Below are 12,373 nucleotides of genomic sequence, written 5' to 3'. Positions count from 1 at the left end.
GGAAGGAGAGGTGAGCGATGCGGCTTAACACCGTCGCTGCTTCGAGACCATTGCGGAACCGCGCATAGCACCTAAATCCTGCGTGACGGTGCGGCCCCCAGACTGTGTCCCGGGTTGCAGCGCCTGCTGGAGATCCCGCGATGATCTACATCCTTGCCGCGCTTCTTCCGCCGATCGGGCTGCTCCTGAACGGGCAGCCGTTCTCGGCGATCTTCAACCTCGTCCTGTGCGTGGTTTGCGTGATTTTCGGCCTGGTTTTCCATATTTTGCTGCTGGTCCCGTCGGCGCATGCGGTCATCGCGGTGCACATGAAGCGGGAGGACCGGCGGCATCGGGAGGTCGTGGACGCGATTCGCCAGCACGGCCCGCCGCCAGGTTATCCGCGCTAAAGGCGCAAAAAAGCCTGTGCATGGCTGGCAATCGGGCCGAATTGCTTTGATTCGTCACCCGGCCGTGCTATCGACCGGCGTCAACCCCACCGATGGGCTCCGATTCGACGGTGCTGCCGCAAGGTACGCCGAGGGCGGCGCTCATCCATAAGCATTTGCGGCACGGCCGCAGGAAGGAGTTGGCATATGGCCACGGTGCAACTTCAAGGCATCCGCGAAGCCTTTACGTTCGACGACGTGCTGTTGAAGCCGGGCCTCTCGGACGTGCTTCCATCCGAGGTCGACATCCGCTCTCGCGTCACGCGCGCCATTCCGCTCAATATCCCGATCATGGCTTCCGCCATGGACACCGTCACCGAGGCCCGCATGGCGATCGCCATGGCGCAGGCCGGCGGCCTCGGCGTCATCCACCGCAATTTCGATCCCGAAGGGCAGGCCGCGCAGGTGCGGCAGGTCAAGCGATACGAGTCGGGCATGGTGGTGAACCCGCTTACCATCAGCCCCGACGCCACGCTGGACGACGCGCTCAAGCTGATGAGCGATCACGGCATCTCCGGCATTCCCGTCGTCACCGGCGCGGGCAAGACCACGCCGGGCAAGCTGGTCGGCATCCTCACCAACCGCGACGTGCGCTTTGCCACCGACCGCCGGCAAAAAGTCTCCGAGCTGATGACGCACGAAAATCTCGTCACGGTACGAGAGAATGTCAGCCAGGATGAAGCGAGGCGAATGCTGCACAAGCATCGCATCGAAAAGCTGCTCGTCGTCGACGACCAGTATCGCTGCGTCGGCCTGATCACCGTCAAGGACATGGAGAAGGCGGTCGCCCATCCACTCGCCTGCAAGGACGCGCAGGGCCGCCTGCGGGTCGCTGCCGCGACCACCGTCGGCGATACCGGCTTCGAGCGCACCGAGCGGCTGATCGACGCCGGCGTCGATCTCGTCGTCGTCGACACCGCGCACGGTCACTCCCGTCACGTGCTCCATGCCGTCAACCGCATCAAGCGTCTGTCCAACTCGGTGCAGGTCGTCGCCGGCAACGTCGCGACCGAAGACGGCGCGCAGGCGCTGATCGATGCGGGCGCGGACTGCATCAAGGTCGGCATCGGCCCGGGCTCGATCTGCACCACGCGTATCGTCGCTGGCGTCGGCGTGCCGCAGCTCACCGCGATCATGGATGCGGTGGAAGCGGCGAAGAAGGCGGACATTCCCGTGATCGCCGACGGCGGCATCAAGTTCTCCGGCGACCTCGCGAAAGCGCTCGCGGCCGGTGCCGACATTGCGATGGTCGGCTCGCTGCTCGCTGGCACCGACGAAACGCCCGGCGAGGTGTTCCTGTGGCAGGGCCGCTCCTACAAGGCCTATCGCGGCATGGGCTCGGTCGGCGCGATGGCGCGCGGCTCGGCCGATCGCTACTTCCAGCAGGACATCAAGGACACCCTGAAGCTCGTGCCCGAAGGCATCGAGGGCCAGGTGCCTTACAAGGGGCCGGTCGGTAACGTCATGCATCAGCTCGCCGGCGGCCTGCGCGCCGCGATGGGCTATGTCGGCGCGCGCGACATGAAGGATCTGCATGAGAAGGCGCGTTTCGTCCGCATCACCGGCGCGGGCCTGCGCGAAAGCCACGTCCACGACGTCACCATCACGCGCGAAGCCCCGAACTATCCGGGCGGGGGTTAGGCGTCCGGGCTGCGCGCTGGTTTTCGCGCGCTCGCCTCGCGTATCGCTGTCATGCTCCGCGCAAGCGGGGCATCCAGTACGCCGCGGCTTCTCCGTATCCATCACCGCCTCTGAAATACTGGATCGCCCGCTCCAGTGCGCAATTGCGCACAAGGCGGGCGATGACACCGAGAATATTGTGAGCGCGTGCGCGCCACCGTCATCCCCCAATCTAGTCCTTTTGTATTGACGCGCCTCGTTCCCTCCGTTTCGCTCGCTATGACGAATAAAACAGTGAGGAAGCCATCATGTCCCAAGGCAAGCGCATCGTTCTCGCCGCGCGTCCCGTTGGCGAGCCAAAGCCGTCTGATTTCCGCATCGAGGAATTCGCAGTCCCAACGCCGGGCGCAGGCGAGGTGCTGTTGCGCACGATCTGGCTGTCGCTCGATCCCTATATGCGCGGGCGCATGAGCGAAGGTCCGTCCTATGCCGCGCCGGTGCCGATCGGCGGCGTGATGGAGGGCGAGACGGTCAGCGAGGTGATAGCCTCCAACAATGCCGATTTCGCCAAGGGCGACATCGTGCGCACGCGCGCCGGATGGCTGACGCATGCGGTCTCGAACGGCAAGGGACTGATCAAGGTCGATCCGAAGCTGGCGCCGATCTCGACCTCGATCGGCGTGCTCGGCATGCCCGGCATGACCGCCTATACGGGCCTGCTCGACATCGGCAAGCCGCAAGCCGGCGAGACCGTCGTCGTGGCCGGCGCCTCCGGCGCGGTGGGCTCGGCCGTCGGCCAGATCGCGAAGATCAAGGGCGCACGTGCAGTCGGCATCGCCGGCGGCAAGGACAAGTGCGACTACGTTGTGAAGGAGCTCGGCTTCGATGCCTGCGTCGATCACCGCGAAACCGATCTCGCGGCCAGGCTGAAGGACGCATGCCCCAAGGGCATCGACGTCTATTTCGAGAATGTCGGCGGCGCGGTGTTCGAAGCGGTCTTCCCGCAGCTCAATGCCTTCGCTCGCGTGCCGGTCTGCGGCCTGATCGCGCATTACAACGACACCGAGGCCAAGCCGCCGAAATGGGCAGCCAGCATGATGCGCGCGACGCTGACCAAGCGGCTGACCTTCCGCGGCTTCATCGTCAGCGACTTTGCCGCCCGCCACGGCGACTTCCTGCGCGACATGTCCGCCTGGGTCCGCGAGGGCAAGGTCAAGTACAAGGAGTTCGTCACCGAGGGCCTGGACAGTGCGCCCGGCGCCTTCATGGGCCTCCTGAAGGGCGCCAATTTCGGCAAGCAACTCGTTCGGGTCGGGCCGGATAAGACTTGATGGGCGGTCGCCGGCCTCCGCGCGCCGGCGCCTGGTTCACAAAGAGTCACCAATCGGCAACACCGGCCCGTAAAAGCCGCAGGTGTGACCCTCCGTTCATTGACGGGCCGGCGAAGGCATTGAATCATCGCGCATATTTTGGTGCGATGATGTTAGAGATTGGTATTTTCAGCGTAATTGTGCTGGCCGCCGGCTATTGGGCGACCATGTTCATCATGGGCCGTCACGACGACGTGCTGCATGGCAAGTTCGTTCACAGCGATGATGAGGCCGAAAGCACGGCAGCCGCAGCGCTGTCTCCGCCGCCATTTCCGGCCCGGCCGGTCTTTCCCAAGCGCCCCGCGCCGCGGGTGGTCGCGAGTGCAAAGCCCGTGAACAGCGACGCCCTGCAATCGCTGCTGGCCGCGATCCAGCAGGATCTGAGGGATGTCGCGTAAGCGTTAGACGCTGCCGCGCTCGACCAGGATCTCGTGAAAAAGTGCGGTATGCATGGATGGCCTCAGGGCCGCGTCGTCGCCGACGCCGGCCGAAGGCTGGAACAAAGGGCCTTTAGAGCAAGGCGACTGCGGTCATCTCGACGCGCAGATCGGGATCTGCGAGACGGGCTTCGACACAGGCGCGCGCAGGCGGATTGGCCGGATCGATCCAGGCGTCATAGACCGAGTTCATGGTGTCGAAATCGGTGATGTGCGGCAGGAAGACGTTGACCGCCACGAGCTTGGAGCGATCGGAGCCGGCTTCCTTCAGCAGCGCGTCGATCTTGGCGAGCACCTGCTGGGTTTGCGACACGATGCCGGCCTTGCGGTCATCGGCGACCTGACCGGCAATGTGCACCATGCCGCCGGCGGCGACGGCCTGGCTCATACGGGGGCCGACGACGTAACGTTTGATCATCTGAATTCTCCTCGTGAAGGTGAGCTCCCGCGCACGGCGCGCAGGAGCGTTGCCCAAGCTTACAATGTCGGCAGCAACTGTTCTTCCTTGAACCATTTGAGATGCAGCGCGCCGAGCTTGCCGTTGAGCTTGTTCGTGAAGATGTCGGTGTTGATCCAGTTGAGCAGGTTCTGCTCACCCTGGCGCACGCCGACATGGGCCGGCGACTGGCGGATCAGGAATTTCAGCTCGACCTCCTTGGTCGCGTTCTGAAGAGCGCGGCCTAGGGATGAGGCTGGCCCATCTGCGCCAGCAATTCCTCGATGTCGACGTCGACCTGTCCGGCCGCCCTGACGTGGCGCACCTCAAAACCGTCGGGCTGAAAGCGGTATTCGACCAGTCCGGTCTCCTTGATCCCGATCCGCACCTGGCGCGTATCGCTGGAGATCACGAAGCCGGCGGAGGGCGCCCAGACATGCCTTGTGCGGCCATAGGTGAAATCGCGCCGCTGATGGACGTGCCCGCTGGCGACGAGGCGGACATCGGCGCCAGCCATCATCTCGATCAGGCGCTGCCGCGCCGGCTGGGGCACGTAGCGGATCGCGGTGTCGACGGTCTCGGGGTCGTCGGGTCTGTTCAAGAACAGCGGCTTGTGCACAAAAAGCGCGATCGGCTTGCCGTCTGCGCGAGACAATTGCGAGGCGAGCCAGTCGAACTGCTCGGGCTCGAACCCAAGTCCCGAATTCATCACCAGCGAGTTGAGGCCGATGAAACACCAGCCGGCCGCCTCGAACTGCCAATGGTCGTGGCCGAAGACGGAGCAGAATTGCCGGCGGTGCGCTTCGTCCACCGGAGGCGCGGGTGCGGGCCCGATCGCGGTCGGATTGTCGCCGATGTCGTGATTGCCCGGCAGATAGCGGCACGGCGCGGGCAGCGCGTCGTGAAGGGTTTTTGCAAACTCCATGTCGTCGCGGCTGGTCGGGCCGTCGAAGGACACATCGCCAGTGTTGACGACGAGATCGGGCCGGGCGGCGTCGATGTGCCCAGCGACCCGCTGGAAGTTCGCGATGAGGCCCGGGAAGCGGCGGCCAAGGTGCGTGTCTGAGATCTGCGTCAGGCGGAATTCGGACATGGCGCCATGTTAGTCCCGACAGACGTCGGAACCGTGACGGTCACAGCACGCGGCTCGCGCGCGGCGGCGAAGGCCAAAATCGCTTAAACTATCGATAGTTGGTGGCAGATGCGGGAACGGCGGTTCAAGTCGTTGATTGTCAGGGCTAGCGGCGCCGGCTAATGACGGTCTTGCCTCCGCACCAGGCGGAAAGGATTCCGATGTCCGTTCAAATGGTTTTGCTGCCGGTCTTCGCTCAGGTCGCGCTGACTTTCGCGCTCCTGATCTGGATGGCGCTGGCGCGGCGCGAGACGCTGGTCTCCGGCGAGACCAAAATCCGCGACATCGCGCTCGGCGAGCCGAACTGGCCGAAGCGCGCCACACAGATCGCCAATTGCTTTGCCAACCAGTTCGAACTGCCGGTGCTGTTCTACGTGCTGATCGCACTGGCGCTGCCGCTGCGCCATGCCGATCTCTTCATCGTGCTGATGTCATGGGTATTCGTGGTGGCCCGGTTCGTCCATGCCGGCGTCTTCGTCAACTCCAACGACCTCGGCCAGCGCTCGACCGTCTGGCTCGCCGGCATGCTTGTGCTGCTTGCGATGTGGGTCTACTTCGCGCTGAAGATTCTGTTGTTGATCTGACGCTTGGTCGTCAGACTTGATCTGAAAGAGTGAAATGACCCCTGCTGCCCGGCTGTCCGCGGCCATCGAACTGATCGACACCATTGAGAGAGACCGAGTGCCCGCGGCGAAGGCGCTGAAGGAGTGGGGCACTGCGCATCGCTTTGCCGGCTCCGGCGACCGCGCCGCGATCGCCGGCCTCGTCTGGGACGTTCTGCGCCGCTACGCCTCGAGTGCGTATCTCATGGAGTCCGACACGGCGCGCGCCCGCCTGATCGGCATGCTGCGCCTGGAGCGCGACATGGATACCCCGACCATGGCGGCGCTGTTCGACGGCGGCCGCTATGCGCCGGCGCCGCTGACGGAGGCGGAAGCGGCCGCGCTCGCCTCGCGTTCCCTCGAGGATGCACCGGCAGCGGTTGCCGGCGACTATCCCGACTGGCTCGATCCGCACCTTGCAAAAGTGTTCGGCGAGACCCGCGCGGCCGAAGCCGCGGCAATGGCGAGCCGCGCGCCGCTGGATCTGCGCGTCAACACGCTGAAAGGCAGTCGTGACAAGGTCCTCGGCCGATTATCTCATCTGAAGGCGCAGCCGACGCCGTGGTCGCCGAACGGCCTGCGCATCGAGCTTGGCGCCGACGCGCGCAATCCCGGCATCCAGGCCGAGGAGGATTTCATCAAGGGCGCCATTGAAGTTCAGGATGAAGGCTCGCAGCTTGCAGCCTTGTTCACGGCGGCAAAGCCCGGCGAGCAGGTGATCGATCTCTGTGCCGGTGCGGGCGGCAAGACGCTGGCGCTCGCGGCCCTCATGCAGGGCAAGGGGCGCCTGATCGCGACCGACCGCGACAAGCGCCAGCTCGCCCCGATCCATGACCGGCTGTCGCGCGCAGGCGTCCACAATGCGGAGATCCGCACGCCCAAGGGCGAGGCCGATCCGCTCGCCGAGATTCGCGCCTCGGCGGACCTCGTCGTGATCGACGCCCCCTGCACGGGAACCGGCACCTGGCGCCGCAACCCCGACGCCAAATGGCGCATGCGCCCGGGTGCGCTGGAGATCCGGCTGAAGGACCAGGCCGAGGTGCTCGAGCGCGCCGTGCCGCTGGTGAAGGCGGGCGGCCGCATCGCCTACGTCACCTGCTCGGTGCTGTCGGAGGAGAACGGCGAGCAGGTGAGGGCATTCGTGGCGCGCCATCCGGAATTCTCGGTCGTGCCGAGTGAGCAGACTGCGAGCGTGCTTTGGGACAAGGCGGAAGCCTTTGCCGAGGCCGCGCTGCAATCCGACGAAGGCTGGCTGATGACGCCAAGGCGCACAGGCACTGATGGCTTCTTCGTGTCGGTGCTGAAGAAGGCAGCGTAACCCACACCGCCCAAGCGCGATGTGGATCCACAATCACAACTGTCATCGCCCTGCTTGCCGTCTTCGCTGAAGCTTCGCCGGCCCAACACCGGAGCGCCCGGCGAAGCCTTTGGCGCAGCCGGGACAGGGCGATCCAGTACTCCGAGACGTCCGTATTGAATTGATAGGCCGCGGCGCACTGGATTCCCCGCCTTCGCGGGGAATGACCGCGGAAAGCGGGCGGCGCTGTCCCGTGGCAACAGCAAAAGCCCCGCACACCGAAGCTCGGTGCCGGGGCTTGATCGCTTACGCTCTGCCAGTACGTCCGTGGACAGAGCGCGCTAGTGCGTCGCGCGGGCGGACTAGCCGGCGCGGATGTTGTCGGCCGAAGACTTGCCGCTGCGGCGGTCTGCGACGATGTCGAACGAGACCTTCTGGCCTTCGTTGAGGGTGCTGAGACCCGCGCGCTCGACCGCGCTGATGTGAACGAAAACGTCCTTCGCGCCGTCATCCGGCTGGATGAAACCGAAGCCCTTCTGATTGTTGAACCACTTCACGGTGCCCATAGCCATGGGAATATCCTTTAATTTGGGAAGTACGCACGTGGACCGGTACGCATCAATGCGCCCATGATCCGGATTGGTCGATGTTTTGGAGAAATCATCTGAAGCGTGCGCGCCCGTCAAAAACGAGGCGAAGCGGCCCAGTCGTTCGGCCAAGTATCGATGCTTGAAATATAACGAGATATTCAGGCTACTTCAAGGCGCCGCCCGCGGGTCGGGAATCGTATGACTTTTCTATCTTGCGCTGCATCTTGGGTATACCGTCCTTGTTTGGCTACCGTCCTTGCCGGCACGGCTCAGCGCAGTCGGGTGGGAACGGCGCAAGTGAGTCTTCGCTCACCTGTTGCCGACGCGGCTATTTTCCCCCGAAATCGGCCCAAAAATCCGGCGGGAAAGCCGGTTTCCGGCATTGCGGGGCTGTCCCCGCTCGCGTATTTGCTTGCCATGACAGCAGCACAGAACGACCGCTCCCCGTCGTCGCCCCATGTGGCCTCGGCGCACGACAAGATTCTCATCGTCGACTTCGGCAGCCAGGTGACGCAGCTCATTGCGCGTCGCGTCCGCGAGGACGGCGTGTATTGCGAGATCGTCCCGTTCAACAAGGCCGAACAAGCCTTCAAGGAGATGAAGCCGAAGGCGGTGATTCTCTCCGGCGGACCGGAATCGGTGCACGAAGAGGGCTCGCCGCGCGCCCCGCAACTCATCTTCGCCTCCGGCGTGCCCGTGATGGGCATCTGCTACGGCCAGATGACCATGGCGGCCCAGCTCGGGGGCGAGGTCGAGGGCGGCCATCACCGCGAGTTCGGCCGCGCCGATGTCGAGGTGAAGGCCGAGAGCAGGCTGTTCGAGGACACCTGGAAGCTCGGCGGCAAGCACCAGGTCTGGATGAGCCATGGCGACCGCATCACCAGGATGCCGCCGGGCTTCACGGTGGCCGGCACCTCGCCGAACGCGCCGTTCGCCATCATCCAGGACGAGAAGCGTAAATATTACGGCCTGATGTTCCATCCCGAGGTGGTGCACACGCCCGATGGCGCCAAGCTGATCCGCAACTTCGTGCGCAAGATCGCTGGCCTATCCGGCGACTGGACCATGCGTGCCTTCCGCGAGGAGGCGATCCAGAAGATCCGCAACCAGGTCGGCAAGGGCAGGGTGATCTGCGGCCTCTCCGGCGGCGTCGATTCAGCCGTCGCCGCGGTGCTGATCCACGAGGCGATCGGCGACCAGCTCACCTGCGTGTTCGTCGATCATGGTCTCCTCCGTCTCGACGAGGCCAAGACGGTGGTCGATCTGTTCCGCGGCCACTACAACATCCCGCTCGTGCACGTGGACGCGTCAAAACAGTTCCTCGGTGAGCTCGATGGCGTCACCGATCCGGAAGTGAAGCGCAAGACCATCGGCCGCCTCTTCATCGACGTGTTCGACGCGGAGGCCAAGAAGATCGGCGGCGCCGACTTCCTCGCGCAAGGCACGCTCTACCCCGACGTGATCGAGAGCGTCTCCTTCACCGGCGGCCCCTCGGTGACGATCAAGTCGCACCACAATGTCGGCGGTCTCCCTGCGCGCATGAACATGAAGCTCGTCGAGCCCCTGCGCGAGCTCTTCAAGGACGAGGTGCGCGAGTTAGGGCGCGAGCTCGGCCTGCCCGAAATCTTCGTCGGCCGCCACCCGTTCCCGGGCCCGGGCCTCGCCATCCGCTGCCCCGGCGACATCACGCGCGACAAGCTCGACATCCTGCGCAAGGCCGATGCCGTCTACATCGACCAGATCAGGAAGCACGGCCTCTACGACGAGATCTGGCAGGCCTTTGCCGTGCTGCTCCCGGTGAAGACCGTCGGCGTCATGGGCGACGGCCGCACCTACGACTACGTCGTGGGCCTGCGCGCCGTCACCTCCACCGACGGCATGACCGCGGACTTCTACCGGTTCGACATGAAGTTTCTGGGCGAGACCGCAACGCGCATCATCAACGAGGTGAAGGGCGTGAATAGGGTGGTGTACGACGTGACGAGCAAGCCGCCGGGGACGATTGAGTGGGAGTGAAGTCGATCGGCAACTAGAATGAATCATTGGCGATCCAAATACTCGCACTCTCGGTATTTCACGCCACCCAAGGTGGAGCCGCTGAGCCTCGACCTCGCGCGACTATCTGGCGGAGGATATGCGCCAGCGCAGTTTTGGGGTGAAACGCAAGAGGGCAAGGAAGTGTATATCCGCTATCGGGGCGGAAATTTCTCGGTGACTTTGACCAACGAACCCGGTGTTGCAGATGGGACCCGCCTTCTGGATGTTGGCTTTGGTCCTCCATTGCATGGAGGCATGTCGATCGAGCAGGTTTGCAACTATTTCGGGATCACGATCGACGGAGTGTGCCCGCCACTGCCGGCGCCTGAGGAGATGCAGCGAGAAGGGTGTCGCGACTTAAGCGGTTCGACAACCTTTTACGATGTCTGGCTTGAAAGCCGCCTCGACACGCAAAGGCGCTTGCTCGCAGCCGCTCTAGCGGCATTTCCTGGGTCGACTTTGATACAGCCAATTTGGGATGATCAGTTCAGAACAGTGGGCTATCGCGTTTGTCCAACGGTCGAGAGCCTGACATCGGATTTTTTGCACATGGTCCTTGATGGGCTGACTGCGGAAGCCCTCGGACGGCTGACGCAGGAACCGCTCCGGCTTCGTGAAATCGGCGGCCACTTGATTAGTTTTCATACCAGCGGATTCCATTATCCGATAAGGAAACATCCCAACGGCGATGCTGAGCGCCCGCATGGTGTACTTGGCAGAACCATCTACGAGGCCGGTACAGTTGACGACTGCCTGTACGGCTCTTTCTCTGCCCACTCTGAATTTCCCACTGGAGATGCGAGCCGGCAGGGTCTCTTGCAGAAATTCGATCGGTTGCTGAACGAATTTTTCCCGGCCTGCCAGGTCGATTATTTCGACCTCAAGACAGGTCATAGGGAGCAGGAAGACGCCTTCATTATGCATTTCGATTCAGCTATCGTGAATTGGCTCGATGCAGGAGCCGATCGTTGGTTCAGTATTGTGGACATGGGTGACGCCGGGAATCCGCGATTTGTTGGCTCGCGCCTTGCGCGAATGGCGGGATGACCGACGCCTGACATGACGGCCCGTAGGGTGGACTCGTCAGGTTGTGCTGGCAACGATGCACAGGATGCCGTCGAGTCCTGCTCGACCTGGCGCCCCTCGGCCATTGCAACGATAATGATACCTTTCTGCGGCGTCATTTCTTAATCTTTCCCGCCTAGCCTCCCGCGCCGATCTGCAGCAGTGCCGTTCTCGCCGGGGACGAATTCGCTGGCCAGCCAGTGAAGGATCAGGCTAGCAATGTGCTTGCGCCCTTCATTGTAGAAGCCTCACGACGGTTCGCAGTGCCCGTGCGCTGGATCAGCTCGGTAATCCGTCTGGCGAGCGCCGGCGATATGCGCGCCAAATCGCCGAAAAGGCGCGACAGGAACAACGCCATATTGCCATGCAATGGAAATATTGACGCTAGTAGTCGATAGCCTTGCGCTCGCCGCTTTCGTGTCGGTCCTCATCTTTGCAAAGCAAACACGCGGACGAAGGCACTCGCCCTCGTGACGTTCTCTGCCGGCGAATGCGACCCCGGCAGCAGCCGCGGCGCCCTCGAGATGCCGCTAGTCAAATCGCACATGTGCAGCAAATGCCGCACGCGGCGGTCTCAATGCGAAACCCGTTGACAGGGATCGGCTTCATTTGTCCTTCCATTTGATCGAGCAGCCAATAGACGCCTTTTGGTCAGCCGGCGCCAGACCTGTGGTCGCAATCGCGCGCATGGCCTCGACAAGCTCGCGGGGCGCCCCCGCGCGAGGCGGAGTTGTGCGCCCTTCGTCGAGCCGGCCGCGATACTTGAGCTTGCGGTCGGCATTGTAGCCGAAGAAGTCCGGCGTACAGACCGCCCCATACGCCCGAGCGACTCTCTGGGTCTCGTCGTGGAGATATGGAAACGGGAAATCATGAGCCTTCGCGAAACGCTTCATATTCTCAAATGAGTCTTCGGAATAGCTCGCCGCATCGTTCGAGCAAATCGCCGCAAAGCCAATGCTCTCCGACATCAGCACGCGGGCGTCCGAAACCATGCGGTCGATCACCGCTTTAACATAGGGACAATGGTTGCAGATGAAGACGACTACTGTGCCTTTTGCGCCCGCAACGTCGTCTAGTGCGTAAGTCTTGCCGTCGGTGGCCGGAAGCTGGAACACCGCCGCTGGCGTATCAAAAGCGACTTGGGTAGCTGATGTTGCCATATCGCACCTCCTTATGCCCAATATATGCTCACGACGGCCTGCTGGGGCACAATTTCCAAGACCTGCTCGCCAGCCGCGTCGTTTTGGCCATACGTCAGCCATTTCCGGTCGACCCGGAACACTGCCATTTGGACGAGCGCGGGAGTTCGTCGATGTGGGCCACGAACGGACGTTAGCACCTCCAATGCTCCGGCGCGTG

12 protein-coding genes and 1 pseudogene are annotated in these 12,373 nt (G+C 63.3%); 8 read left to right on the top strand and 5 right to left on the bottom strand.

The features are described 5' to 3' along the window. The first annotated feature begins 140 nt into the window (after positions 1–140). From SO140_RS23205 to SO140_RS23190, 4 genes are all read left to right on the top strand, one after another. Positions 141–389: a hypothetical protein gene (locus tag SO140_RS23205; RefSeq protein WP_449382257.1), complete on the top strand. Its 249-nt coding sequence runs from the start codon at positions 141–143 to the stop codon at positions 387–389. Positions 390–575: 186 nt separating this feature from the next. Then, the gene (gene guaB / locus SO140_RS23200) at positions 576–2,069 is read left to right on the top strand and encodes an IMP dehydrogenase (RefSeq protein WP_449382256.1); all 1,494 of its coding nucleotides are present in this window, start codon (positions 576–578) and stop codon (positions 2,067–2,069) included. A gap of 287 nt (positions 2,070–2,356) precedes the next feature. Continuing rightward, positions 2,357–3,379: an NADPH-dependent curcumin/dihydrocurcumin reductase gene (curA, locus tag SO140_RS23195; protein ID WP_449382255.1), complete on the top strand. Its 1,023-nt coding sequence runs from the start codon at positions 2,357–2,359 to the stop codon at positions 3,377–3,379. Next, a complete protein-coding gene (locus SO140_RS23190; RefSeq protein ID WP_498543170.1) occupies positions 3,376–3,816 on the top strand; it encodes a hypothetical protein in 441 nt (146 codons plus the stop codon). Before curA ends, SO140_RS23190 begins: the two co-directional genes overlap by 4 nt. A 112-nt stretch (positions 3,817–3,928) precedes the next feature. On the opposite strand, the gene SO140_RS23185 is transcribed toward SO140_RS23190, so the two are convergent. The 3 genes and pseudogenes from SO140_RS23185 to SO140_RS23175 form a co-directional block, all read right to left on the bottom strand. Beyond that, complete coding sequence (locus tag SO140_RS23185) at positions 3,929–4,273, bottom strand: RidA family protein (RefSeq protein WP_284265801.1); 345 nt, start codon at positions 4,271–4,273, stop codon at positions 3,929–3,931. A 59-nt stretch (positions 4,274–4,332) separates the two neighbouring features. Further along, positions 4,333–4,524 (bottom strand): annotated as a pseudogene (locus SO140_RS23180) (transporter substrate-binding domain-containing protein); the annotation flags it as partial. 11 nt (positions 4,525–4,535) lie between these two features. Continuing rightward, positions 4,536–5,384, bottom strand: coding sequence for a metallophosphoesterase family protein (locus tag SO140_RS23175; protein ID WP_449382253.1), 849 nt, complete (start codon positions 5,382–5,384; stop codon positions 4,536–4,538). Positions 5,385–5,584: 200 nt separating this feature from the next. Between SO140_RS23175 and SO140_RS23170 the strand changes: the two genes are divergently transcribed. Then, positions 5,585–6,007, top strand: coding sequence for an MAPEG family protein (locus tag SO140_RS23170; protein WP_449382252.1), 423 nt, complete (start codon positions 5,585–5,587; stop codon positions 6,005–6,007). A gap of 34 nt (positions 6,008–6,041) precedes the next feature. Continuing rightward, positions 6,042–7,343 (top strand): RsmB/NOP family class I SAM-dependent RNA methyltransferase, encoded by a 1,302-nt coding sequence (locus SO140_RS23165; RefSeq protein WP_449382251.1) that lies wholly within the window; start codon positions 6,042–6,044, stop codon positions 7,341–7,343. Between the two features lie 341 nt (positions 7,344–7,684). Here the strand turns inward: SO140_RS23165 and SO140_RS23160 are convergent, their stop codons facing one another. Next, positions 7,685–7,894 carry a cold-shock protein gene (locus SO140_RS23160; RefSeq protein WP_027526965.1) on the bottom strand — a complete coding sequence of 70 codons (210 nt, stop codon included), beginning with the start codon at positions 7,892–7,894 and terminating at the stop codon, positions 7,685–7,687. Between the two features lie 435 nt (positions 7,895–8,329). On the opposite strand from SO140_RS23160, the gene guaA reads away from it, so the two are divergent. Then, positions 8,330–9,928, top strand: a complete 1,599-nt coding sequence (guaA, locus tag SO140_RS23155; RefSeq protein ID WP_474797066.1) for a glutamine-hydrolyzing GMP synthase — start codon at positions 8,330–8,332, stop codon at positions 9,926–9,928. A gap of 18 nt (positions 9,929–9,946) precedes the next feature. Further along, positions 9,947–10,996, top strand: coding sequence for a hypothetical protein (locus SO140_RS23150; protein ID WP_449383865.1), 1,050 nt, complete (start codon positions 9,947–9,949; stop codon positions 10,994–10,996). Between the two features lie 623 nt (positions 10,997–11,619). On the opposite strand, the gene SO140_RS23145 is transcribed toward SO140_RS23150, so the two are convergent. Next, the gene (locus tag SO140_RS23145; protein ID WP_449383866.1) at positions 11,620–12,174 is read right to left on the bottom strand and encodes a thioredoxin family protein; all 555 of its coding nucleotides are present in this window, start codon (positions 12,172–12,174) and stop codon (positions 11,620–11,622) included. Positions 12,175–12,373: the final 199 nt, after the last annotated feature.

The organism is Bradyrhizobium sp. UFLA05-108, from assembly GCF_059803455.1.
This window is presented reverse-complemented; position numbering and strand designations above follow the sequence as displayed.